Origin of the sequence: Phenylobacterium sp. (assembly GCF_013911965.1) — a bacterium.
In the GTDB taxonomy this organism is placed as follows: domain Bacteria; phylum Pseudomonadota; class Alphaproteobacteria; order Caulobacterales; family Caulobacteraceae; genus Phenylobacterium.
On record NZ_JACESE010000010.1, the window covers coordinates 1 to 21,938 of the forward strand.

The 21,938-nt window shown below is 70.2% G+C and carries 26 protein-coding genes and 1 other RNA gene; 11 read left to right on the forward strand and 16 right to left on the reverse strand.

Annotated elements, in window-relative coordinates; all coding sequences use genetic code 11:
• Positions 1-212: hypothetical protein (locus H2041_RS11340; protein WP_293412717.1), on the forward strand; the 212-nt coding region annotated here is incomplete at its 5' end.
• Between the two features lie 4 nt (positions 213-216).
• Here the strand turns inward: H2041_RS11340 and nudC are convergent.
• The gene (gene nudC / locus H2041_RS11345) at positions 217-1,146 is read right to left on the reverse strand and encodes an NAD(+) diphosphatase (protein WP_293412719.1); all 930 of its coding nucleotides are present in this window, start codon (positions 1,144-1,146) and stop codon (positions 217-219) included.
• Positions 1,147-1,207: 61 nt separating this feature from the next.
• Between nudC and ffs the strand changes: the two genes are divergently transcribed.
• The 6 genes from ffs (at position 1,208) to H2041_RS11375 (ending at position 6,043) form a co-directional block, all read left to right on the forward strand.
• Positions 1,208-1,306: signal recognition particle sRNA small type (gene ffs, locus H2041_RS11350), an RNA gene on the forward strand.
• Between the two features lie 19 nt (positions 1,307-1,325).
• Positions 1,326-3,125: a DNA polymerase III subunit gamma/tau gene (locus H2041_RS11355; protein ID WP_293412721.1), complete on the forward strand. Its 1,800-nt coding sequence runs from the start codon at positions 1,326-1,328 to the stop codon at positions 3,123-3,125.
• A gap of 6 nt (positions 3,126-3,131) precedes the next feature.
• Positions 3,132-3,458, forward strand: a complete 327-nt coding sequence (locus tag H2041_RS11360; protein ID WP_293412723.1) for a YbaB/EbfC family nucleoid-associated protein — start codon at positions 3,132-3,134, stop codon at positions 3,456-3,458.
• Positions 3,459-3,468: 10 nt separating this feature from the next.
• Positions 3,469-4,071, forward strand: coding sequence for a recombination mediator RecR (gene recR, locus H2041_RS11365; protein ID WP_293412725.1), 603 nt, complete (start codon positions 3,469-3,471; stop codon positions 4,069-4,071).
• A gap of 127 nt (positions 4,072-4,198) precedes the next feature.
• The gene (rmuC, locus tag H2041_RS11370; RefSeq protein WP_293412727.1) at positions 4,199-5,479 is read left to right on the forward strand and encodes a DNA recombination protein RmuC; all 1,281 of its coding nucleotides are present in this window, start codon (positions 4,199-4,201) and stop codon (positions 5,477-5,479) included.
• A 54-nt stretch (positions 5,480-5,533) separates the two neighbouring features.
• On the forward strand, positions 5,534-6,043 hold the full coding sequence (locus H2041_RS11375; protein ID WP_293412729.1) for a peptide deformylase: 510 nt from the start codon (positions 5,534-5,536) through the stop codon (positions 6,041-6,043).
• A gap of 81 nt (positions 6,044-6,124) precedes the next feature.
• Here the strand turns inward: H2041_RS11375 and H2041_RS11380 are convergent, their stop codons facing one another.
• Positions 6,125-6,415 (reverse strand): hypothetical protein, encoded by a 291-nt coding sequence (locus H2041_RS11380; RefSeq protein WP_293412731.1) that lies wholly within the window; start codon positions 6,413-6,415, stop codon positions 6,125-6,127.
• A gap of 102 nt (positions 6,416-6,517) precedes the next feature.
• On the opposite strand from H2041_RS11380, the gene fmt reads away from it, so the two are divergent.
• Both fmt and truA read left to right on the forward strand, forming a co-directional pair.
• The gene (gene fmt / locus H2041_RS11385; protein WP_293412733.1) at positions 6,518-7,444 is read left to right on the forward strand and encodes a methionyl-tRNA formyltransferase; all 927 of its coding nucleotides are present in this window, start codon (positions 6,518-6,520) and stop codon (positions 7,442-7,444) included.
• Entirely contained in the window at positions 7,444-8,211 is a 768-nt protein-coding gene (gene truA, locus H2041_RS11390; RefSeq protein ID WP_293412735.1) for a tRNA pseudouridine(38-40) synthase TruA, read from the forward strand. The genes fmt and truA overlap by 1 nt, the downstream gene beginning before the upstream one ends.
• Positions 8,212-8,238: 27 nt before the next feature.
• Here truA and dapE read toward each other — a convergent pair whose 3' ends face one another.
• On the reverse strand, positions 8,239-9,390 hold the full coding sequence (gene dapE, locus H2041_RS11395; protein ID WP_293412737.1) for a succinyl-diaminopimelate desuccinylase: 1,152 nt from the start codon (positions 9,388-9,390) through the stop codon (positions 8,239-8,241).
• Positions 9,391-9,567: 177 nt separating this feature from the next.
• Between dapE and H2041_RS11400 the strand changes: the two genes are divergently transcribed.
• Positions 9,568-10,200: a hypothetical protein gene (locus H2041_RS11400; protein ID WP_293412739.1), complete on the forward strand. Its 633-nt coding sequence runs from the start codon at positions 9,568-9,570 to the stop codon at positions 10,198-10,200.
• 25 nt (positions 10,201-10,225) lie between these two features.
• Here H2041_RS11400 and H2041_RS11405 read toward each other — a convergent pair whose 3' ends face one another.
• The 4 genes from H2041_RS11405 to argB all read right to left on the reverse strand — a co-directional run bounded on the left by H2041_RS11405 (position 10,226) and on the right by argB (position 13,417).
• Positions 10,226-10,591, reverse strand: a complete 366-nt coding sequence (locus H2041_RS11405) for a hypothetical protein (protein WP_293412741.1) — start codon at positions 10,589-10,591, stop codon at positions 10,226-10,228.
• Between the two features lie 413 nt (positions 10,592-11,004).
• On the reverse strand, positions 11,005-11,844 hold the full coding sequence (gene dapD, locus H2041_RS11410) for a 2,3,4,5-tetrahydropyridine-2,6-dicarboxylate N-succinyltransferase (RefSeq protein ID WP_293412743.1): 840 nt from the start codon (positions 11,842-11,844) through the stop codon (positions 11,005-11,007).
• Positions 11,844-12,506 (reverse strand): pyrimidine 5'-nucleotidase, encoded by a 663-nt coding sequence (locus H2041_RS11415; protein WP_293412745.1) that lies wholly within the window; start codon positions 12,504-12,506, stop codon positions 11,844-11,846. Before H2041_RS11415 ends, dapD begins: the two co-directional genes overlap by 1 nt.
• Positions 12,503-13,417 (reverse strand): acetylglutamate kinase, encoded by a 915-nt coding sequence (gene argB, locus H2041_RS11420; protein ID WP_293412747.1) that lies wholly within the window; start codon positions 13,415-13,417, stop codon positions 12,503-12,505. Before argB ends, H2041_RS11415 begins: the two co-directional genes overlap by 4 nt.
• A 191-nt stretch (positions 13,418-13,608) precedes the next feature.
• On the opposite strand from argB, the gene H2041_RS11425 reads away from it, so the two are divergent.
• Positions 13,609-14,889, forward strand: coding sequence for an amidohydrolase family protein (locus H2041_RS11425; RefSeq protein ID WP_293412749.1), 1,281 nt, complete (start codon positions 13,609-13,611; stop codon positions 14,887-14,889).
• A gap of 16 nt (positions 14,890-14,905) precedes the next feature.
• On the opposite strand, the gene yihA is transcribed toward H2041_RS11425, so the two are convergent.
• From yihA to H2041_RS11470, 9 genes are all read right to left on the reverse strand, one after another.
• Positions 14,906-15,565: a ribosome biogenesis GTP-binding protein YihA/YsxC gene (gene yihA / locus H2041_RS11430; protein ID WP_293412751.1), complete on the reverse strand. Its 660-nt coding sequence runs from the start codon at positions 15,563-15,565 to the stop codon at positions 14,906-14,908.
• Entirely contained in the window at positions 15,562-17,364 is a 1,803-nt protein-coding gene (gene yidC / locus H2041_RS11435; protein WP_293412753.1) for a membrane protein insertase YidC, read from the reverse strand. Before yidC ends, yihA begins: the two co-directional genes overlap by 4 nt.
• A gap of 12 nt (positions 17,365-17,376) precedes the next feature.
• A complete protein-coding gene (locus tag H2041_RS11440; protein ID WP_293412755.1) occupies positions 17,377-17,775 on the reverse strand; it encodes a ribonuclease P protein component in 399 nt (132 codons plus the stop codon).
• A 35-nt stretch (positions 17,776-17,810) separates the two neighbouring features.
• Positions 17,811-17,945: a 50S ribosomal protein L34 gene (rpmH, locus tag H2041_RS11445; RefSeq protein WP_293412757.1), complete on the reverse strand. Its 135-nt coding sequence runs from the start codon at positions 17,943-17,945 to the stop codon at positions 17,811-17,813.
• Between the two features lie 88 nt (positions 17,946-18,033).
• A complete protein-coding gene (gene map / locus H2041_RS11450) occupies positions 18,034-18,783 on the reverse strand; it encodes a type I methionyl aminopeptidase (protein ID WP_293412759.1) in 750 nt (249 codons plus the stop codon).
• A 16-nt stretch (positions 18,784-18,799) separates the two neighbouring features.
• Entirely contained in the window at positions 18,800-19,783 is a 984-nt protein-coding gene (locus H2041_RS11455; RefSeq protein WP_293412761.1) for an NADPH:quinone oxidoreductase family protein, read from the reverse strand.
• The gene (locus tag H2041_RS11460; RefSeq protein ID WP_293412763.1) at positions 19,780-20,412 is read right to left on the reverse strand and encodes a TetR/AcrR family transcriptional regulator; all 633 of its coding nucleotides are present in this window, start codon (positions 20,410-20,412) and stop codon (positions 19,780-19,782) included. Before H2041_RS11460 ends, H2041_RS11455 begins: the two co-directional genes overlap by 4 nt.
• 116 nt (positions 20,413-20,528) lie before the next feature.
• Positions 20,529-20,939, reverse strand: a complete 411-nt coding sequence (locus tag H2041_RS11465) for a hypothetical protein (protein ID WP_293412765.1) — start codon at positions 20,937-20,939, stop codon at positions 20,529-20,531.
• Positions 20,940-20,997: 58 nt separating this feature from the next.
• A complete protein-coding gene (locus H2041_RS11470) occupies positions 20,998-21,918 on the reverse strand; it encodes an SDR family oxidoreductase (protein WP_293412767.1) in 921 nt (306 codons plus the stop codon).
• Positions 21,919-21,938 lie beyond the last annotated feature (20 nt).

The window sequence follows — 21,938 nt, forward strand, 5'->3', positions numbered from 1 at the left end:
CGGTCATCCTGCTCAACGGCGCGACGGGCCTGGTGAAGGTGGCGGTCACCCGCTTCTTCAAGATCCCCATCCTGACAGGCGTCCGCTTTCCGCTGCACGACCACTGCCGAAAGGCGCTCGGCTGGTCCAACGCGCAGGTGCTCGTGCGCTTCATGCTCGTCCACCTCGGCCTGTCCGCCCTGCTGGTGGTGCTGGTTCTGAAGGTGCGCTGAGGCCTCAGCCGCCGTCTTCGGCCCAGGCCTTGATCAGCTGGTGGGCGATGGCGAGCGGCCCGGGGGCCGAGGCGTCCTCGATCTTGCCGGCCAGTAGGTCGCGGGCCTGAGCGCGGGTGAACCAGCGGACCTCGGAGAGCTCGGTCTGGTCGGGCGCGGCCTCGTCGTTCTCCACCTCGGCCAGCAGGCCGATCATCAGGGAGGACGGATAGGGCCAGGGCTGGGTCGAATGGTAGGTGACGGTGGTCGCCTTCAGGCCGGCCTCCTCCATCAGTTCGCGGGCGCAGGCCTCTTCGATCGTCTCGCCGGGCTCCAGGAAGCCGGCCAGGGCCGAGAACATGCCCTTGGGCCAGGCGGCCTGCCGGCCCAGCATGCAGCGGTCGCCGATGTAGGGCAGCATGATCACCACCGGATCGGTGCGGGGGAAGTGCTCGGCCTTGCAGGCGGGGCACTGGCGTTTCCAGCCGCCGTCCACCGGGAGGCTCGGCTCGCCGCAGGCCGCGCAGTGGCGGTGGCGGCGGCGCCATTCGAACATCGACTTGGCCGTGGCGGCCATGGCGGCTTCGGCGGGCGTCAGCCGCATGGCCACGGCGCGCAGGTCCTCGAAGGCGCCCAGACCGCGCAAGGGGCCCTCGGCCGGGTCGACGCCGCCCTCGATGTCCACGGCGAAGACCGCCGTCTCCTTCCAGAGCCCCATGAACAGCAGCCGCTCGGCGCCGCCGGCCAGCTCGTCGGACATGGTCGCGGGCACATAGGCGATCTGCACGCCGCCGCCAGGAGCGGCCTCGCACAGGGGCTTTCCGTTCCACAGCACCATGGCCAGCGATTCGGGCGAGGCCTGCATTTCGGCGAGCCAGGCGACGTCGGTCCGCCGGTCGCTGGCCCGGTCGAGCGGGTTGCCGGCGAAGGTGTTCTGGAAGGCGTTCAGAGGCATGAACGCGGTTCTATCGTCGCCCGCGCTTGCACGCACCCCTTTCCATCGCGATATTGGGGGCAGGAGATCGGCGGCGGACGGAGTCCTCGCCAACCCGGTCAGGTCCGGAAGGAAGCAGCCGCAACGAGTTTCGCTCCGGGTCGTCGTCCGGTCTCCACCCGACCCCCAGCGCTCCCCCGATGTCCGACCAAGACCTCACGCTCGATCCCGATCCGCCCGAGCGTGATCCGAACACCTCGGACATGTTCGGCGACGCGTCTGCGCCGCCGCCGGTTCCTGCGGCGGCCGAAGGGAGCGCCGCCTATACCGTCATCGCCCGGAAGTACCGGCCGCGCACCTTCGAGGACCTCTATGGTCAGGAGGCGATGGTGCGCACCCTGCGCAACGCCTTCGCCGCCGGCCGCATCGCCCACGCCTTCATGCTCACCGGCGTCCGCGGCGTCGGCAAGACCACGACGGCGCGCCTGCTGGCGCGGGCGCTGAACTACGAATCCGACGCCGTCCACGGCCCGACGCTCGACCTGGCCCAGGAGGGCCGCCACTGCCGCGCCATCGTCGAGGGGCGGCACATGGACGTGCTGGAGCTGGACGCCGCCAGCCGCACGGGCGTGAGCGACATGCGCGAGCTGCTCGACGGGGTGCGCTACGCCCCCGTCGAGGCGCGCTACAAGGTCTACATCATCGACGAGGTCCACATGCTCTCGACCGGGGCGTTCAACGCCCTGCTCAAGACGCTGGAGGAGCCGCCCCCGCACGCCAAGTTCATCTTCGCCACCACCGAGATCCGCAAGGTGCCGGTGACCATCCTGTCGCGCACCCAGCGGTTCGACCTGCGCCGGGTGGAGCCGGAGGTGATCGTCAAGAACCTGGAGATGATCTGCGAGCGCGAGGGCGCCCGTGTGGAGTCCGAGGGGCTGATGCTGATCGCGCGCGCCGCCGAGGGTTCGGTGCGCGACGCCCAGTCGATGCTCGACCAGGCCATCGTCCAGGCCGAGGCCGGCCAGACGGTCAGCGCCGCCTCCATCCGCGACATGCTGGGCCTGGCCGACCGGGCCCAGACCATCACCCTGTTCGAACAGGCCATGAAGGGCGAGGCGGGCGCGGCCATCGAGGCGTTCCGCAGCCTCTATGGCTACGGCGCCGATCCGGCCCAGGTGATGATGGACCTGCTGGAGCACTGCCACTCGGCCTCGGTGGCCAAGGCGGTCGGGCCGCAGGCCCTGATCATGCCCAAGGAGCAGGCCGCCCGACTCACCGCCATCGGCGCGGCGCTCTCGGCCGGCACCCTGTCGCGGGTGTGGCAGATGCTGCTGCGGGCGCACGAGGAGGTCCGCCGGGCGCCGGACCCGGCTGCGGCCGCCGACATGGCCCTGATCCGCCTGGCCTACGCCGCCGACCTGCCCGGGCCGGAGGAGGCGCTGAAGAAGCTGCAGGCCGGCGAGCCTCTGCCCCAGGGCTCCGGACCTTCCGGCGGCGGCGGATCGTCCGGCGGCGGCGGGGGCGGCGGGGGCGCCAGCGCCGTGGCCCGGCAGATGGCCGCCCCGGCGCCGCAGGGGGCGCCGGAGATCACCCTGCGCCGCTTCGAGGACGTCATCGCGCTGATCGACCAGAAGCGCGACATTTCGCTGCGCCTGGACGTCGAGCGCTTCATGCGCCCCATCGCCTTCCGCCCCGGCGTCATCGAATTCGAGCCCGCGCCCGGCGCGCCCAACAACCTGATCCAGCGCCTGGCCGGCCGGCTGAAGGAGTGGACCGGCACGCCCTGGCTGATCGCCGCCCAGGGCGGCGGCGGCGCCGAGAGCCTGTGGGAGAAGCAGAAGCGCGAGGAGCGCGAGGCCCGTCAGAAGATCGAGCAGGATCCCTTCGTCCGCGCCGTGATGGAGGCCTTTCCGGGCGCCGAGATCGTCAGCGTCCGCGCCCTGCCGCAACCCGACGTCCAGCCTGCGGGCGAGGACGAGACCGACAACGAAGAGGACTAGAGCCCCATGAAGGACCTCGGCGCCCTGATGAAGCAGGCCCAGGCCATGCAGCAGAAGCTGGCCGACGCCCAGGCGAAGCTCGCCGAAACCACGGTCGAGGGCACCTCCGGCGGCGGCATGGTGACCGTGACGCTCAAGGGCTCCGGCGAACTGGCCGGCGTGGCCCTGGACGAGCGCCTGTTGGCTCCGGGCGAGGGCGAGGTGCTGTCGGACCTGATCGTCGCCGCCCACGCCGACGCCAAGCGCAAGCTGGACCAGATGCAGGCCGAGGTGATGCGCGAGGCCGCAGGTCCGCTGGCCGGCATGGGCCTGCCTGGCATGCCGAAGTTCTGATCGGACGCCCTTGGCCGCCTCCGCCGGACCGGAAATCGAACGCCTGATCGCTCTGCTCGCCAAGCTGCCGGGCATGGGGCCGCGATCCGCACGCCGTGCGACGCTCGCCCTGCTCAAGCGGCGCGAACAGCTTCTGACGCCGCTGGCCGGCGCCCTGGCCGATGCGGCCGAGCGGGTGAAGACCTGCTCCGTCTGCGGGGCGCTGGACACTCAGGACCCCTGCGCGGTGTGTTCCGATCCGCAGCGCGACGCCGGCCTGATCTGTGTCGTCGAGGAGGTCGGCGCCCTGTGGGCCATGGAGCGCGGCGGCGCCTTCCGGGGCCGCTATCACGTGCTGGGCGGCCTGCTTTCGGCCCTGGACGGCGTCGGGCCCGACGCCCTGCGCATCGGTCCGCTGGTCTCGCGGGCCGGCGCGCCCGAAGTGTCGGAGGTCATCCTCGCCCTGCCGGCGACGGTGGATGGCCAGACCACGGCCCATTACCTGGCCGAGCGGCTGGCGGGCGCGGGCGTCACCATCTCCATGCTGGCCCGCGGCGTGCCCGTGGGCGGCGAACTCGACTGGCTGGACGACGGCACGATCGCCCAGGCGCTGCGCGCACGCCGGCCCGCCTGAGCGCGGCCATCCTGCAGCAAAACCGCCGAACGACTGACACGACTCTGGCCTAGCCTGCCATGGTCAAGCTTGCCGAGGCGGCCTGGGCGGACTGGCTTCGAGGCGCGACTCCAGCTAGGAACGGACCATGAACTTCGACCCTGCTCTGATCGCCATCCTCGTCTGCGCGCTCGCCGCCGTGGCCGGCTTCGCCTGGGCCATACTGGAACGGCGGCGCGCCGACCGGGCGCAGACCGCCCTCTGGGAGCTGCGCGACCGCAGCGCCGACGCCGAGGCCGAGCTGCGCGCCTTCAAGGCGCAGGCCGAGGCCCAGGCCGAACTCCTGCGCGCCCAGGCCGCCGAACAGGCGAGCCGGGTGGCCGACGAGCTGCTCAAGCGCACGGACGAGACCTTCAAGAACCGCGAGCAGCTCGCCCAGGCGCGCCTGGAGGCGCAGCTCAAGCCGGTGGCCGAAACCCTGCTGAAGTTCCAGGAACAGGTGACGGCCGTCGAAAAGACCCGCGCCGAGGAGACCGGCGGTCTGAAGGCGCAGATCGAGCAGCTGATGAAGGCCTCGGCCGCCACGCAGGACGAGGCCCGCAAGCTCTCCGCGGCGCTCCGCCGCGGCGCCGGGGTCCAGGGCCGCTGGGGCGAGCAGACCCTGCGCAACGTGCTCGACGCCGCCGGTCTGACCCACCGGTACGATTTCGAGGAACAGGCCCAGACCGACACCGAGGAAGGCCGCCGCCGGCCCGACGTGGTGGTGCGGCTGCCCGGCGGCGGCGTCTTCGTGATCGACGCCAAGTGCTCGCTGAACGCCTTCCTGGAGAGCCTGGAGGCTGTGGACGAGGCGGCCCGCGACGCCTGCCTGGTGCGTCACGCCCAGAGCGTGCGCAGCCACATGTCGGGCCTGTCGGCCAAGGCCTACTGGGATCAGTTCGACCGTTCGCCCGACTTCGTGGCCATGTTCGTGCCGGGCGACGGCTTCCTGGCCGCGGCGCTGGAGCGGGCTCCCGACCTGCTCAGCGAGGCCATGGATCGCCGCGTGATCATCGTCACGCCCACCACCCTCTTCGCCCTGTGCAAGGCGGTCGTCTATGGCTGGCGGGTGGAGGACCAGGCGGTCAATGCGCGGCAGGTGGCCGACCTGGGCCGGGAGCTCTACAAGCGCGTCTCCGTCATGGGGAGCCACGCCCTGGGCGTCGGCCGCGCCCTCGAGCAGGCGGTGGGCAAGTACAATCAGTTCGTGGGCTCGCTGGAGAGCCAGGTGCTGACCCAGGCCCGGCGCTTCGAGGACCTGAAGGTGGACCATGAGGGCCGCGAACTGCCGGAACTCTCGCCGCTCGAGACGGCGGTTCGTCCGCTCGCCAAGCTGACCGACGACAGCGAGCCTTCCCCCCACATCCGTGCGGTGGGCGAGGATCGCTGATCTGCGACAAGCCCGACCTTGACGCTCAGGATTGGCGCGCTTACCTCGCAAGTCATGGCCATCCGCGAAATTCTCACGGTCCCGAACCCGGTCCTCAAGCAGGTCTCCCAACCCGTCGACAAGGTCGACGACGAGTTGCGCGCCCTGATGGACGACATGCTGGAGACCATGTACGCCGCCCCCGGCATCGGACTGGCGGCCATCCAGATCGGCGTGCCCAAGCGCGTCATCGTCATGGACATTTCCGGACCCGACGAGGAGAAGCACCCGCGCTACTTCGTCAATCCGGAGATCCTGTGGGCCTCGGAGGAGACCGCGCCCTACGAGGAGGGCTGCCTGTCCATCCCCGAGATCTATGACGAGGTGGACCGCCCGGCGCGCGTGAAACTGCGCTACATGAACTATCAGGGCGAGCAGGTGGAGGAGGACGCCGAGGGGCTCTTCGCCGTCTGCATCCAGCACGAGATGGACCACCTGGAAGGCGTGCTCTTCATCGACCATCTGTCGCGGTTGAAGCGCGACCGGGCCATCGCCAAGGTCAGGAAGCACGCCCGCGCGGCCTGAGGCGGCCCCCGGCCCCTCGCGACGAAAAAGGGCGGCCCGCGCCAAGCGAGCCGCCCTTTCGCATTTCCGAAGAGAGATCGCTTAGGGCGTCTCGCCCTCGACTTCGGCTTCGGCGTCGTTGGCCGCACCGGTCATGGCGTCGCCGGCGTTCTCCATCGCCTCGCCGGCCTCGTTGGCCGCGTCCTCGGCCATGGCCGCGGCGTCCGAGGCGGCTTCCTCCGCCGCATCGGCGGCGTCGGCGGCGGCTTCGTTGGCCTCGGCGGCCGCGTTCTCGGCGTTCATTTCCGCCTCGTTCTGCTCAGCCTGGGTGCAGGCCGACAGGGCGAAGGCCGCAGCAGCGGCGGCCAGGGTGGTGATGATGGTGGTGCGCATAGACGCCTCCTCTTCTCCTGAAGCCGCGGGTTAACGGTCAAGCTTTGCGATTGGTTCCCCCCACGGCTTTGCGCAGCCTAGGCGGACGGCTAAACCGCGTCCATGCGCCTCGCCTTTCTCGGAACTCCCGATTTCGCCGTCGCCGCCCTCGCCCGCCTGGTCGAGGCCGGCCACGAGATCGCCTGCGTCTATTCCCAGCCCCCCGCGCCGCGGGGCCGAGGGCAGACGCTCAAGCCCTCGCCGGTCCACGCCTTCGCCGAGGCCCATGGCCTGCCGGTGCGCACGCCGGCCTCCATGCGCGACCCGGCCGAGGTGGCGGCCTTCCAGGCGCTCGACCTCGACGCCGCCTGCGTGGTCGCCTACGGCCAGATCCTGCCGGCGGCGGTGCTCGACGCGCCGCGGCTCGGATCGTTCAACCTGCATGGCTCCCTGCTTCCGCGCTGGCGCGGCGCGGCCCCGATCCAGCGGGCGGTGATGGCGGGCGATCCGGTGACCGGCGTGCAGGTGATGCGCATGACCGAGGGGCTGGACGAGGGGCCCGTGCTCGCCACGGCGACGACCCGCATCGGTCCGTTGGACACCGCCGGCGACGTCCACGACCGGCTGGCCCGCCTGGGCGCCGACCTTCTCGCCGAGAGCCTGCCGAAGATCGAAATCGGCGAGCTCCAGGCCGTTCCCCAGGCCGAGGCGGGCGTCACCTACGCCAAGAAAATCCGGCCCAAGGAGGCGCGCATCGACTGGTCGAAGCCGGCGGCGGCGGTGGACGGCCAGATCCGTGGCCTGTCGCCCTTCCCGGGCGCCTGGTTCACCGCTCAGACGGAGAAGGGGCCCGTGCGCGTCAAGGTTCTCGCCTGCCGTCGCGAGGACGGCGAAGGCGCGCCGGGCGAGGTGCTGGACGAGGATCTGCTCGTGGCCTGCGGCGAGGGCGCCGTACGCCTGATGCGGCTGCAGCGCGAGGGGCGCGGGCCGCAGGAGTCCGACGTCTTCCTGCGCGGCTTCCCGCTGCCGGCGGGAACGCGGCTCGCCTGATGCCCCGCTACAAGCTCACGGTCGAGTATGACGGCCGCCCCTATCGCGGCTTCCAGGCCCAGGAAGGCCTGCCGAGCGTCCAGGGCGCCATCGAGCGGGCGGTGAAGGCCTTCTGCGGCCAGGACCTGCGTCTGCAGGCGGCCGGCCGCACCGACACCGGCGTCCACGCCACCGGCCAGGTCGTCCACATCGACCTCGACAAGGACTGGAAGCCCGACGTGGTGCGCGATGCGCTCAACGCCCACCTGATCGAGGAGGCCGTCGTCGTCCTGGCCGCGGAGGTCCCGGACGATCCGCGCTGGCACGCCCGCTTCTCGGCCACCGAGCGGCGCTACGTCTATCGGATCCTGAACCGGCGGGCGCCGCCGGCCCTCGACCGTGGGCGGGTCTGGCACGTCAAGAAGCCGCTGGACGCCGAAGCCATGCACGTCGCGGCCCAGGCCCTGGTCGGCCATCACGACTTCACCACCTTCCGCGATCTCCAGTGCCAGGCCAAGTCGCCGATGAAGACCCTGGACGTGGCCCGCGTCTGGCGCGAGGGCGACGCGGTGCTGCTGGAGTTCGCCTCGCGCTCCTTCCTGCATCGGCAGGTGCGCTCCATGACCGGAACCCTCGCCGAGGTCGGCGTCGGCCGCTGGCCGGCCGGACGGGTGCGCGAGGCGCTGCTGGCCCGGGACCGCCGCGCCTGCGGCCCCGTCGCGCCCGCCGAGGGCCTTTATCTCGTCGGCGTCAGGTACGAAGGCGACGCGTCAGCGGCGGAAGACTGATCGGCCGCCACCGCGCCTGCGGTGCGCTCAGCCGCCGAACCGCTCGAAATAGCGGGCGATCAGGCGTTCGTAGACGGCCTGAAGGTCGCGGATCTCGGCCACCGGCGCGCGCTCGTCCACCGCATGCATGGTCTTGCCCACGAGACCCAGCTCCACCACCGGGCACAGGGCGCGGATGAAGCGGGCGTCGGACGTGCCGCCGGTGGTGGAAAGCTCCGGGTCCCGGCCGGCGACATCGCGCACGGCGGCGGCGACCACGTCGGTGAAGTCGCCGGGCTCGGTCAGGAAGGCCTCGCCGCTGATGGCGGGCGTCACGGTGACGGTCCCGGGGAAGCCGGCGGCCTCGGCCTGCGCCACGTCTTCGATCCAGGCGGCCAGCTTCGCGCCCGTATGGGCCGGGTTGAAGCGGATATTGACCCGGGCGCTGGCCGCGGCCGGGATCACATTGGTGGCGGCGTTGCCCACGTCCACCGTGGTGATCTCGAGGTTGGACGGCTGGAAGCCCGTATAGCCCTCGTCGAGCACATGGGCGTCCAGGCGCGCCAGGATGCGCACCAGGACCGGCACGGGGTTGGCGGCGCGGTGGGGGTAGGCGACATGCCCCTGCCTTCCCTCCACGGTGATCTGGGCGTTGATGCTGCCGCGGCGGCCGATCTTGATCATGTCGCCGAAGGTCTCGGCGCTGGTCGGCTCGCCCACCACGCAGTGGTCGATCGCCTCGCCCTCGGCGGCCAGGGCCTCGACCACCATCTTGGTGCCGTGGGTGGCCACCCCCTCCTCGTCGCCGGTGATGAGGAAGGACAGCGACCCCTTGACCTCGCCGCGGGCGATCGCGGCCGAGGCGGCCGCGGCGAAGGCCGCCAGGGCGCTCTTCATGTCCACCGCGCCGCGCCCGATCAGGATCTCGTCGACGATGTCGCCGGCGAAGGCGTCGCGGCTCCAGGCGGCGGTGTCGCCCACCGGCACCACGTCCGTGTGGCCGGCGAAGCAGAGATTGGGCCGGGCGTCGCCGTAGCGGGCGTAGAGGTTCTCGATCTCTCCGAACCGCATGCGCCGGCAGGAAAAGCCCAGGCGCGCCAGTTCCGCCTGGAGGACGTCCATGGCGCCGGCGTCGGCCGGAGTGACCGAGGGGCGGCGGATAAGGTCCTGGGTGAGGCGAACGGCGTCGAGGCTGGGCATGGCTGCACCTAAACCGTGGCGGGGCCCGCAGGCAATGGCTCGCATCACGCGCCTCACCGACCTGAACTCGCTCAAGTTGAGTTGCTTAACGTGCGTAAAACATCCCAGCCTAGGGACCTCGATTATTCCCATTCTCAAGAGAAGATGAGTTCATGACTCCAGAGTTGGAGTCGAAGAATGTTCATCCACAGCATATTCCACAGGAAGAGTCAGAAGCCGGCGGCCAATCGGATGGGGTTCGCCCTGCGAACTGTTCGTCCTGCGCGCAAGGACGCCGGCCAGCTTCTGAAGAACATCCCGGGCGTGAGGGAAAAGTGTGTCGGAACCGATCGTCTTTATTTCGCGGTTCGCTCGCTCGGCGTGCAGGGGCGGGATCACGTGCTGCAGTACGCCTTCGCCGACGACCGGGGCAATGTCGTCATGAGCGCCTTCGTCCGGTCTGAGGCGCCGTCCGCCCTGCTGCTCGGCTGTCCGGCCGAGGATCTCGCCATGGAGCCGCTCGACCCTGAGGCGTTCGACTTCATCGCCGCAAAGCTGTGCGGCGGCGCCACGCTTGTGGCCTATCAGAGGGTCTTGCAGGGAGGGCTTCTGCCCTTCGGGGCCGCTCGTTCGGCGGCGGGTGTCGAATGCGCCTGGCGGCGCTTTCAGCAGACGGCGCGGGCGCTGGGGCTGTCCTATTCGCCTCGCGATCCGCTGACGCTCAACGACTGCCTCAGTCTGGCGGGGCTTCCTGTCCCGATCTCCGAGGACGCCGCCCTTCGGGCCCTGGCCATCCGCAGCCTGTGGCGCTGGATGGACGAGGTCGACTAAGGCGCTTCGCCGCGCGCCTCTCGTTTCAGCGCGGGAGGCGCACGGCGTCCCAGAAGAGCGGCTTCAGCTCCGAGAAGAAGGCGTCCAGGCCGTAGCGGTCGCCCAGGGTGAAGAGGCCTTCCTCGTCGCGGTGCAGATAGCCGTTGGCGGCCAGCAGCAGCAGCTTGCGGCGCGCGCTTTCGCGCGGGATGCCGGTGATCTCCGACACGCTGAGGGCGTTCATGCCGCGCGCCGGCCGCACCGCGCCCGCCTCGGCGTTCATGGTTTCGGCGAGCTCCGCCAGGAGAAAGGTCAGGTAAAGGACATACTGGTCCAGATCTCCGTCGAAACGGGCCCGAATCCGGATCAGCGTCGCCGAGAGATGTCCGCCCCAGCGGTAGAAGAACCGCATGGCGTCCTGGTCGAGATAACCTGGCGTCGGCTCATCCCAGCAACGCCTTTCCTGGTGAGCATCGGAATTCTGGTCGCGAGAGGCGGTGGGTGGCCGCCCTTCATCCCTGTTTAGCAAGAACATGGTCACCGCTCCGCCTATGGTTGACGTGGTATTAACGACGTCGGTACGTGTTATTCGGGCGAAGCGGCGACAACTTCTATTCGGTTTACGCGGTTATCTGAGGGGGAAGACTTTGTTAACCTAGAATAGAAGGGTCGCCGCTTCTGCGAATAAAACTAATCTACTCCACTATGCGGCGAAACGGCGGCGCCGCTCAAAATGAGCGAGTGACGCGCGGAAAAAGCAGTCCCTGCCTGTGGATAGGCAGGGGACGGGCGTAAACTGTGCGGCGGGCCGGAGACGGCTGGCGGTCAGTCGCGGAGCAGTTCGTTGACGCTGGTTTTCGACCGGGTCTGGGCGTCGACGGTCTTGACGATCACGGCGCAGTAGAGCGACGGACCCGCGCCGTGCGGATCGGGCAGGGAGCCCGGAACCACCACCGAATAGGGCGGCACCTCGCCGCGATGGACCTGGCCGGTCTTGCGGTCGACGATCTTGGTCGAGGCGGTGATGAAGACCCCCATGGAGAGGACGGCGCCCTCGCGCACGATGACGCCCTCGGCCACCTCGGACCGGGCGCCGATGAAGCAGCCGTCCTCGACGATGGTCGGATTGGCCTGCAGGGGCTCCAGCACGCCGCCGATGCCGGCCCCGCCGGAAATGTGCACGCCCTTGCCGATCTGGGCGCAGGAGCCGACGGTCGCCCAGGTGTCGACCATGGTTCCCTCGTCCACATAGGCGCCGATGTTCACGAAGGAGGGCATCAGCACCACGTTCCTGCCGACAAAGGCGCCGCGGCGGACGACGGCGCCGGGCACGGCCCGGAAGCCTGCCGCCTGGAACTGAGGCGCGTCCCAACCGTCGAACTTGGTCGGAACCTTGTCCCAATAGGGACCCGGCGCGCCCGCGTGCATGACGCTATTGGGATTGAGGCGGAAGGACAGCAGGATCGCCTGCTTGGCCCACTGGTGGACGATCCACTGGCCGTCCTCGGCGCGCTCAGCCACCCGCAGCCGGCCCTCGTCGAGCAGGCGCAGGGTTTCGTCCACCGCCGTGCGCACGGGGCCCTTGGTCTCGACGGAGACGCCGTCGCGCCGCTCCCAGGCGGCTTCGATCTCGGTCTTCAGGTCGTCAAAGGTCACGGTGCTCATCAGCGGGTCTCCCTCAGACGCGCGTTCGCCAGGAACGGCGCCAGCTTCTCGGTGCGGTGTTGGACGAAGGGGGCGCTCGAGGCCGGCGCGTGAGGGCCCACCAGGACGGTGGTCATGCCCAGAGCCGCCGCCGGCGCCAGGTTGCGCTCGGAATCCTCGAAGAAGGCGGTCGCGTCCGGCGCCAGGCCGTGGGCCTCCAGCATGGCGTCGAAGGCCGCCGGATCGGGCTTGGGGCGGAAGCCGAAGGACTCGATGTGGAAGACGTCGTCGAACAGATGGTCGAGGCCCAGATGCTTCAGCACCCGCTCGGCATGGATGTCGTCGGCGTTGGTGAAGATCAGCCGGCGGCCCGGCAGCCGGTCCAGGGCGGCCAGCAGCTCGGCGTCGTGGGCGAGCGCGTCGAGCGAAAGATCGTGGAAGAGGGCGTTGAACTCCAGCGGATCGACCCCGTGGTGCTCCATCAGCCCGCGAAGGGTGAGGCCGTGTTCGGCCAGGTAGCGTTTCTGCAGGGCGAAGGCCTCGTCCCGCGGCAGGCCGGTCACGCGCATCACGAAGCCGGTCATCCGCGCCTCGATCTCGCTCATGAAGCCGGACTCGGCCGGGTAGAGCGTGTTGTCGAGGTCGAACAGCCAGGTGTCGATATGGACGAGATCGGCGCTCATGCCGAGATCAGGGTGCCTGCGCCGTGCTCGGTGAAGAGCTCGACCAGCATGGCGTGGGGCCGGCGGCCGTCCAGGATGACCACCGCCTCGACGCCGGATTCGACGGCGTTGATGGCGGTCTCCAGCTTGGGGATCATGCCGCCCGTGGCCACGCCCGAAGCGATGGCCTCGCGGGCCTCGGCCACGCTCATCTGGCGGATCAGCTCGCCATTGGCGTCCAGCACGCCCTTCACGTCGGTCAGCAGCAGCATGCGCTTGGCGCGCAGCGCCCCGGCCAGGGCGCCGGCGACCGTGTCGGCGTTGATGTTGTAGGTCTCGCCATCCTTCGACACGCCGATGGGGGCGACGACGGGCACATAGTCCTCGTCGGCGTAGAGCAGGGCCTCGATCAGCTTGGGATCGACCTTGGTGGGTTCGCCCACATAGCCCAGGTCCACCGCCTGTTCGATCTGGCTGTCGGGGTCCTTGCGGGTGCGAACCGCCTTCTCGACGGTGATCAGCCGGGCGTCCTTGCCCGACAGGCCGACGCCGCGCACATCGGCCTCGGCGCCGGCGAGCGTGATCCAGTTGGCGATCTCCTTGTTGATGGCGCCCGACAGCACCATCTCGGCGACCTCCATGGTGGCCGCGTCGGTCACGCGCAGCCCGTCGACGAAGCTCGACTTCACCCCGGCCTTGTCCAGCATGCGCGAGATCTGCGGACCGCCGCCGTGGACGACGACGGGATGGACGCCCAGCATCTTCAGGAGCACCGCGTCGGCGGCGAACAGCTTGGCCACCGACTCCTCGCCCATGGCGTGGCCGCCGTACTTGATGACGACGGTTTCGCGGTCGTAGTGCTGGATGAAGGGCAGGGCCTCGGCCAGGGTCCTGGCGGTCGCCCAGCCTTCTTCTTCGGGGATATCGGTCACGTGGCGCGGGCTCCCTTCAGGTCGGAGCGCCCCGATAGCGGACGCAGGGCCTGCTGTCACCCAGCGCCCGATCCTTCGGCGCCCGGGCGCCATTCGATCCTCGGGGCATGATCTTCGAATCGACGGGCGCGCAGCGGGCGCTTATGCCCAGGCTCTGGCCCCGGCGGGGCCGCCGAGTCGGGGAGCTTGCCATGAATCCGAAGAACTTCAGCCGCCTGGCCGCAGGCCTCGCCCTGGCCGCCCTGGCCGGGGCCGCGCAGGCCGAGACCGTCGTCGTCCGCGCCGCGCGCCTGCTCGATCCGGCCACCGGCCAGATGACCGCCGATCCCGTGGTGGTGATCACGGACGGCAAGGTGACGCGCGTCGGATCGGGGGCGGCGGCCGCGCCGGAGGGGGCGACGGAGATCCGCCTGCCGGGCGTGACCCTGCTGCCCGGCCTGATCGACATGCACGTCCATCTGACCTCCACCCCGGTTTATGGCGGCTACAACTACCTTCAGTTCTCCGACGCCTTCTGGACGGCGGTCGGGACCGCCAATGCGAAGAAGACGCTGGAGGCGGGCTTCACCACGGTGCGCAACGTCGGCTCGGAATTCTATGGCGACGTCGGCCTGCGCGAGGCGATCGACGAGGGCCACATCCCCGGCCCGCGCATCGTGACGGCGGCCTATTCCTTCGGCGCCACCGGCGGGCACTGCGACTCGACCTTCTTCCCGCCCTCGATGGAGGAGAAGAGCCCCTATGTCGCCGACAGCGCCGACGAGGCGCGGCGCAACGTCCGGACGCTTCGCAAGTACGGGGCCCAGGTGATCAAGATCTGCGCCACCGGCGGCGTCTTCTCCCGCGGGACGGAGCCGGGCGTGCAGCAGATGTCGCTGGACGAGATCAAGGTCGTCACCGAAGCCGCCCACATGGCCGGCCTGAAGGTGGCCGCCCACGCCCACGGCGCGCCGGGCATCAAGGCCGCCATTCTGGGCGACGTCGACACCATCGAGCACGCCAGCCTGGTGGACGACGAGGGCATCCGGCTGGCCCGCGAGCACGGGGCCTATTTCAGCATGGATATCTACAACACCGAGTACACCCAGTCCGAAGGGCGCAAGAACGGCGTGCTGGAGGACAATCTGCGCAAGGACCGCGACATCGCCGAGATCCAGCGGGAGAACTTCCGCAAGGCGCTGAGGGCGGGCGTGAAGATGGTCTACGGCACCGACGCCGGGGTCTATCCGCATGGGGACAACGGCAAGCAGTTCGCCGTCATGGTCCGCTATGGCGCAACGCCGCTGCAGGCGATCCAGTCGGCGACCGTCACGGCCGCCGAAGCGCTGGGGCAGGAGGGTCAGGTCGGGGTGGTCGCGCCCGGCGCCTGGGGCGACCTGGTCGGCGTGGCCGGCGATCCGCTGGCCGACGTCGCCCTGCTCGAGGCGCCGGTCTTCGTGATGAAGGGCGGCGAAGTGGTGAAGCAGCCCTGAGGTCGGACGCGGCCGGCTAGATCTCGCCGATCTCGCAGGCCGCGGCGATCTCGGCCCGCAGCTCGGCCAGGCCCTGGCCCTTCTCCGAGGAGGTGGCGATCACCCTCGGAAAGGCGGCCGGGCGCTTGGCGATGGCCTTCAGGGTCTTCTCGCGCATCGCCTCGACCTCGGCGGGCTTCAGCTTGTCGGCCTTGGTGAGCACGATCTGGTAGGAGACCGCGGCGGTGTCGAAGGCGTCCATGGGCTCGTTGTCCACCGCCTTCAGCCCGTGGCGGGCGTCGATCAGCAGATAGGCCCGCTTCAGGTTCGGCCGGCCGCGCAGATAGTCCCGGCCCAGGTTCTGGAACTTCTTCACCTCGGACTTCGACGCCCGCGCCCAGCCGTAGCCGGGCAGGTCGACCAGCCGCAGGCGATCGTCCAGCACGAAGAAGTTCACCTCCCGCGTCCGCCCCGGCTCGTTGGAGGCCCGCGCCAGGTGCTTCTGCCCCACCAGGGCGTTGATCAGCGAGGACTTGCCGACGTTGGAGCGGCCGGCGAAGGCCACCTCCGGCAGGTCCGGCGCCGGCAGGCCGTCGATGGAGACGGCGCCCATCATGAACTCCGCCTTGCGGGCGAAGAGGATGCGCGCCTGCTCCAGGGCCTCGGCGTCGAAGATCTCCTCGGGGGGCTGGCTCACCCGGCGGCCTTCTTGCCGGTGAAGCGGCCGATCAGGCTGTCGATCGGGTTATCCACCTTGAAGCGGCGCATGATGATGTACTGCTGGATGATCGTCAGGACGTTGTTCCAGGTCCAGTAGATCAGGAGGCCGGCGGCGAACGGCGCCATGATGAAGGTGAACATGATCGGCATCAGCTGGAAGATGCGCTGCTGGATCGGATCACCCGCCGGCGGGTTCATCGCCGTGGTCAGCCACATGGTGAAGCCGTAGAGCAGCGGCAGCACGCCCAGGTGCAGCGGCCCGTTCAGGAAGCTTCCGATCAGCGGCGCTGTCGAGGGATCCCACGGAATGGCGCCGAACAGGTTGAAGATGGTCGTCGGATCACGCGCCGACAGGTCCTGGATCCAGCCGTAGAAGGGCGCGTGCCGCATCTCGATCGTGACGGTCAGAACCTTGTAGAGCGCGTAGAAGACAGGGATCTGCAGCAGCATGGGCAGACAGCCCGTCAGCGGATTGATCTTCTCTTTCTGATAGAGGCCGAGCAGCTCCTGCTGCTGCTTGGCCGGGTCGTCCTTGTACTTCTTGCGCAGCTCCTCGATCTGGGGCTGCACCTTCTTCATCTTGGTCAGCGACTCGTAGCTCTTGTTGGCGAGCGGGAAGAAGACCAGCTTCACCACGACGGTGAGCGCCAGGATGGCCAGGCCGACATTGCCGATGTGCTGGTAGAGCCAGTGCAGGAACGAGAACAGCGGCCGGGTGAAGAACCAGAAGTTCCCCCAGTCCACGGCGTTGTCCAGGCGCGGGATGTCGAGGTTCCGCTCGTAGGCCTTCAGCACCGGAACGGTCTTGGCGCCGGCGAACAGGCGGGTCGTCTCGGTGATCTGGCGGCCGGGCGCGATGGTGTGCGGCTGGCCCACATAGTTGGCCTCGAAGATCTCCAGGCCGCCGCCGGCGTCGGTGACGCGGAACTCGCCCTTGATCTGCTCGTCCTGATTGGGGACGAGCGCGGCCAGCCAGTACTTGTCGGTGATGCCGAGCCAGCCGCCGGTGGAGGTGACCTCCGGCCCGCCGTCCTTCGCCCACTTCTTGTACTTGACCAGGCGCAGCTCGTCGCCGAGCCAGCCGACGGCGCCCTCGTGGACGATCTGGTTGCGGCCGAGGTCGTCGGGCACGCCCTGGCGCTGAACCGAGGCGTAGGGGGCGAGCGTGACGGCCGACGCGCCCGTGTTGGCCACCGTGTCGGTGACCGTGAACATGTAGCGATCGTCCACGGCGATCTGGCGGGTGAAGGTCAGGCCCTGGCCGTTGGAGTAGCGCAGGGTGACCGGCGAATCCGGCGCCAGCCGCTCGCCCTCGATGACCGTCCAGCGGGTGTCGGGCGTGGGCAGGCCGGCGAGGTTCGCCCCCGTCCAGCCGAACTCGGCGAACCAGGCGTGCTCGGCGCCTTCGGGACGCAGCAGCTCCACGGGCGGGGCGTCCGCATCGACAGTCGTGCGGTAGTCCGTCAGGAAGAGATCGTCGATGCGCGCGCCGCGCAGGGCGATGGAGCCCGACAGGGCGGGCGTGGCCACCGGCACCCGCGGCGTCGTCGCGACCACCGTCGCCCGGTCCGCCAGCTGGGCCGCAGTCGCCGGCAGGGAGTCCGGCGCGCCGACCGTATTGGTGCCCGGGGCGACGGGCGCGGCGGCGGCGGCCCGCTCGGCCTCCGCTTGGCGCCGCTTGGCCGCCGGCTCGATCACCAGGAACTGGTAGACGATCAGGATGATGACCGCGCTGACCACGAAGATGATCGTGTTGCGGGTGTTTTCGTTTTGCATGGAGACGCGCGCTCAGGCGGAAGGGGAGGATGCGGTCGCAGACGGACGCGCCTGCCGGTCGCTTTCGGCCGCGAGGCTTATCAGCGCGCTTTTCACATCGTCAAGCAGACGTGGCCACGCACGGGTGGGCGCGCCGCCGCGGGCGATCAGCACATAGTCGTGTCCGGGCTGGGCGAAGTCGGGCAGGACGAGCCGGGCGGCCTCGCGCATCCGGCGCTTGGCGCGGTTGCGGACGACGGCGCCGCCGACCTTGCGGGTGGCGGTGAATCCGACACGGACCAACGGGTCGGCGTCGCTTCGGTCGCGGGCCTGCACGACCACGGCGCCGCGCGCACACGAAAACGCCCGCGCCGCGGCCAGGAAGTCCGGCCGCTTGCGCAGGCGTTCGATCTTGATAGGGGCGTCGGTCACGCCGACACCTCAATGCCGCTTAAGGCTGAACGCCCTCAGGCGCTCAGACGCTTGCGGCCCTTGGCGCGGCGGCGCTGAATGACCTTTTGGCCATTCTTGGTGGCCATGCGCGCGCGGAAGCCGTGACGGCGCTTACGCACGAGTCGGGACGGCTGAAAGGTCCGCTTCACGTTGGTGGCTCCAGGTCAGAAAAACGAGCCGCGGTGGATACTGGAAAGGCCTGGCCCCGTCAACCGCTGTGCGCCCGATAGTTTGGTTTCAGGCCGCCAGGGTCAGGATGACCGGGCCGTTCTTCGTCGCCACCAGCGTGTGTTCGTACTGCACCGCCGGGCCGCCGCGGCTGGGCCGCAGGGTCCACCCGTCGTCGAGCTCGTCCACCCAGTCGTCGCCGAGCGCCAGGAAGGGCTCGATGGTGAAGACCAGGCCCTCGCCGATGGTGCGGCGGTCGGCGGGGTCGTACCAGGTGGCCAGGCCCTCGGGCTCCTCGTGCAGGGATCGGCCGACGCCGTGGCTCGCCAGGTTGCGGATCAGGGTGTAGCCGTTCTTCCGCGCGAAGCCCTCCACGCCCTTGCCGATGGCGTTCAGCGGCGCGCCGGGGCGCACGGCGCGGATGCCGCTCCACATGGCGCGGCGGCCGTCGCGGCACAGGCGCTCGATCGTCTTGGAGACCGGCGGCACGGCGAAGCTGGCGCCCGTATCGCCATAGAAGCCGTCGAGCTCGGCCGAGACGTCGATGTTCACCAGGTCGCCCGCGGCGATCCTCCGGTCCCCGGGAATGCCGTGGGCGACGTCGGGGCCGACGGAGATGCAGGTGGCGCCCGGGAAGCCGTAGGCCAGCTCCGGCGCCGAGCGCGCCCCCTCGGCCTCCAGCAGGGCGCGGCCGATGTCGTCCAGCTCCTTGGTGGTCATGCCGGGCTCCAGGGCCTGGCCCATGGCTTCCAGGGTCCGCGCGACGATCCGGCCGATCTTGCGCAGGGCCTCGAGTTCGTCGTCGCTGGTGATGGTCATCTCGGAAGCTCCGCGGTCACAGATCGGGCCGGATCACGGCCTTTCCGACCACCTTGCGCTCGGCGAGGCTGTCGAAGGCGGCGCGCCAGTCGGCCAGAGGGTACTCCGCATGCACCCGGGGCGTCACCTTCCCCTCGCGCGCCAGGGCCCAGACGGCCTCCTGGTTCTCGCGGCCCTTTTCAGGGAACCTGCGGCCGTACTCGCCGGCCCGCACGCCCATCAACGAGAAGCCTTTGATCAGGGCGAGATTGACCGGCAGCGTCGGCAGCCGGCCCGAGGTGAAGCCGATGGAGAGGATCCGGCCGTTGAAGGCCACGCAGCGGACGCTCTCGTCGAAGACGTCGCCGCCGACGGGGTCATAGACGATGTCGGCCCCGGCGCCGCCGGTGATCGCCTTGACCGCCTCGCGGAAACCGCCAGTGACATTGACCGTGGCCTCGGGCCGGTAGGCCTCCCGCACGATGGCCAGCTTCTCGTCCGAGGCCGAGGCGGCGATCACCTTGCACCCCAGCTGACGGGCCAGGTCGACCGCGGCCAGGCCGACCCCGCCGGCGGCGCCGTGGACGAGCACCCATTCGCCGGCCTCCGCCTGGGCGCGGCGGACCAGGGCCACATAGGCGGTCAGATAGGCGGTGGCGTAGCCGGCCGCTTCGGAGAAGGAGAGGCGCTCCGGCTTCGGCCTGAGCCCCAGGGCGGGGGTGACGGCCAGCTCCGAGAATCCGCCGATGCGCGCGCCGCCGACCACGGCGTCGCCGATCCGGAAGCGGTCCACGCCTTCGCCCAGGGCCTCCACCTCGCCGGCGATCTCCATGCCGGGAATGAAGGGCAGGGGCGGCTTGTGCTGGTACTCGCCGCGCGTCTGCAGCAGGTCGGGGAAGTTGACGGCCGCTGCCCTGACCCGGACCCGCACCTCGCCGGGCCCCGGCGTCGGCGTCTCGACCGACTTCAGGACGCAGCCGCCGTAGTCGGGCGCCAGCTCTTCGACGACCAACGCCCTCACGCGCCCGCGCCCTGGGCCCGGGGAAGGCCCTTCAGGCCGGAGAGGATCAGGGCGCAGGAGAAGGCCGCAGCGCCGTCCACGTCGATCGGGCGGCGGCTCAGCATCTGGTCGCCCACCTCGCGGGCGATGGCGATGCAGGCGGCGGCCAGATAGTCGGCGTCGGCGGCCGGCGCGCCGCCGCGGGCGATCTCGGCCACGAAGGCCTCGCGCACCTCGTCGAAGACGGCGGCCATCTCCGGCGTCTGGCCCTGGACGTGCAGGTGCTCGTCGGCGGGCCTTCTCGCCGCCCAGTTGCTGTGCTCGTCGGCGAGGAAGCGGTAATAGGCCATCAGGGCCGCGCGGACGAAGCCTTCGAAGTCGGCGCTCTGGCTCCGCAGGGCCTTGAGGATCGGCGCGAACCGCTTGGCGCCGTCGTCGGCCAGGGCGGCGAACACCTCCTCCTTGGATTTGAAGTAGTTGTAGAAGGTGCCGGCGGCCAGGCCCGTGCGCCGGATGATGTCGCGCACGGTGCACTGCTCGTAGCCGAGCTCCCCGAACACTTCCCGCGCGGCGTCGAGGATGGCGGTGCGATTCTGCGCCTTGGTCTGGGCGCGCTTGCCGACCGAGGGGGCGAGGGCGAGCTGGGACATGCGACTCCGTACGCAAAACTGACGGGCGTCATTCTAGGGCCACGAATGGCGGCGCGCCAATCCAGATGCAGGCGAAGGCCTCGAGGCTCGTCCGCGCCGCCTTCGCGCCAGGCGCCTCAGCCGCCCAGGCCGGTCCGCGGATCGCAGCCCAGGCGGCACTGACCCCAGGCCTGCGGACACTCGTCGGAGGCGTCGCCCGCCAGGCAGAAGTAGTAGTCCTGCGCGCAGGCCAGGCGGCACTGGCGGGCGTCCGGGGCCGGCGGCAGGGAGGCGAGCGGCGGGGCGGCGGCCGCCCCCAGCGGACGCAGGCCGAGGTCCGCCGCCGGCTCGGCTTCGGCCTTGGCCTCGGCCTCTCCGGGCGTCGGGGGGGCGAAAGCCTCCGCGCCGCGCAGTCCCAGGGCCCCGGCGTCCGGGCGGCTGGCCGACAGCCGGCCCTCAGGGCCCGCCGGCGCCGTCTGCGCCAGGGCAAGCTCCGCCCCCGCCAGCGGCAGGCTGAGGAGGGCGAGAAGGAGCAACAGGCGGCGCATCAGAGGGTTTGTGGCGCAGGGGCCGTTAAGAGGTGATTAACCATACCGGCGAGGGCGCTCAGACCGTCCGCTGAGCCCGGTCCTTTTCGTTGGTCCTCTGGATGGAGTCGCGCGCGGCCTTCCACTCGGCGTCGCCCCAGGCGCGCAGGCGCGAGAAGTTGCCGCCGGTGGCCTGCCAGGCCGCGCCGTCGATGGCGATGGTCTGGCCGTTCACATAGGCCGAGAGGGGATGCAGCAGGTAGACGGCCAGGTTGGCCAGCTCCCGCATGTCGCCCACGCGCCCCATGGGGTTGGCGCTCATGTCGCCATAGGCGTTCGACCGCTCCTGACCGTCGCCGCCCGGGTTCAGGCGCGCGCTCATGCCTTCGGTGGGGAAGGGGCCGGGGGCGATGTTGTTGAAGCGGATGCCGTGCGAGCCCCACTCCACCGCCAGCGACTGGCTCATGGTGGCCACGGCGGCCTTGGACATGGCCGAGGGCACGGTGAAGGGCCCGCCGTTCCAGATCCAGGTGGTGAGAATGGAGACCACGGAGGCCTTCTGGCCCTCGGCGATCCAGCGCTTGCCGCAGCCCTGGGTGACGAAGAAGGTCCCGCGGAAGACGATGTTGGCGATGGCGTCGAAGGCCCGCGGCGACAGGTCCTCCGTCCGGCTGATGAAGTTGCCCGCGGCGTTGTTCACCAGCCCCGTCAGCGCGCCGCCGTCGGCCCAGATCTGGTCCAGCATGGCCTCGATCGCTTCGGGCACGCGGATGTCGCAGGCCAGGCCGACGCAGCGCCCGCCATGGGCGTCCATCAGCTCCCGGGCGCTCGCCTCGACGACGCCCCCGCGGCGTCCGCAGATGTAGACGGTGGCCCCGAGCATCAGGCAGGCCTCGGCCATCACCTTGCCCAGGCCCGTGCCGCCGCCGGTGATCAGGATGCGCTCGCCCGACATCAGGCCGGGGCGGAACATCAGGTCGTCCATCGAAAATGGGGTCATGGGTCGTCCTCCTGCTTTTG

Bases quoted from the DNA above. Each gene is read 5' to 3' on its own strand.
- nudC (WP_293412719.1), bottom strand. From the start codon at position 1,146: ATGCCTCTGAACGCCTTCCAGAACACCTTCGCCGGCAACCCGCTCGAC.
- H2041_RS11355 (WP_293412721.1), top strand. From the start codon at position 1,326: ATGTCCGACCAAGACCTCACGCTCGATCCCGATCCGCCCGAGCGTGAT.
- H2041_RS11360 (WP_293412723.1), top strand. From the start codon at position 3,132: ATGAAGGACCTCGGCGCCCTGATGAAGCAGGCCCAGGCCATGCAGCAG.
- rmuC (WP_293412727.1), top strand. From the start codon at position 4,199: ATGAACTTCGACCCTGCTCTGATCGCCATCCTCGTCTGCGCGCTCGCC.
- H2041_RS11375 (WP_293412729.1), top strand. From the start codon at position 5,534: ATGGCCATCCGCGAAATTCTCACGGTCCCGAACCCGGTCCTCAAGCAG.
- H2041_RS11380 (WP_293412731.1), bottom strand. From the start codon at position 6,415: ATGCGCACCACCATCATCACCACCCTGGCCGCCGCTGCTGCGGCCTTC.
- fmt (WP_293412733.1), top strand. From the start codon at position 6,518: ATGCGCCTCGCCTTTCTCGGAACTCCCGATTTCGCCGTCGCCGCCCTC.
- truA (WP_293412735.1), top strand. From the start codon at position 7,444: ATGCCCCGCTACAAGCTCACGGTCGAGTATGACGGCCGCCCCTATCGC.
- dapE (WP_293412737.1), bottom strand. From the start codon at position 9,390: ATGCCCAGCCTCGACGCCGTTCGCCTCACCCAGGACCTTATCCGCCGC.
- H2041_RS11400 (WP_293412739.1), top strand. From the start codon at position 9,568: ATGTTCATCCACAGCATATTCCACAGGAAGAGTCAGAAGCCGGCGGCC.
- H2041_RS11405 (WP_293412741.1), bottom strand. From the start codon at position 10,591: ATGCGGTTCTTCTACCGCTGGGGCGGACATCTCTCGGCGACGCTGATC.
- dapD (WP_293412743.1), bottom strand. From the start codon at position 11,844: ATGAGCACCGTGACCTTTGACGACCTGAAGACCGAGATCGAAGCCGCC.
- H2041_RS11415 (WP_293412745.1), bottom strand. From the start codon at position 12,506: ATGAGCGCCGATCTCGTCCATATCGACACCTGGCTGTTCGACCTCGAC.
- H2041_RS11425 (WP_293412749.1), top strand. From the start codon at position 13,609: ATGAATCCGAAGAACTTCAGCCGCCTGGCCGCAGGCCTCGCCCTGGCC.
- yidC (WP_293412753.1), bottom strand. From the start codon at position 17,364: ATGCAAAACGAAAACACCCGCAACACGATCATCTTCGTGGTCAGCGCG.
- map (WP_293412759.1), bottom strand. From the start codon at position 18,783: ATGACCATCACCAGCGACGACGAACTCGAGGCCCTGCGCAAGATCGGC.
- H2041_RS11460 (WP_293412763.1), bottom strand. From the start codon at position 20,412: ATGTCCCAGCTCGCCCTCGCCCCCTCGGTCGGCAAGCGCGCCCAGACC.
- H2041_RS11465 (WP_293412765.1), bottom strand. From the start codon at position 20,939: ATGCGCCGCCTGTTGCTCCTTCTCGCCCTCCTCAGCCTGCCGCTGGCG.
- H2041_RS11470 (WP_293412767.1), bottom strand. From the start codon at position 21,918: ATGACCCCATTTTCGATGGACGACCTGATGTTCCGCCCCGGCCTGATG.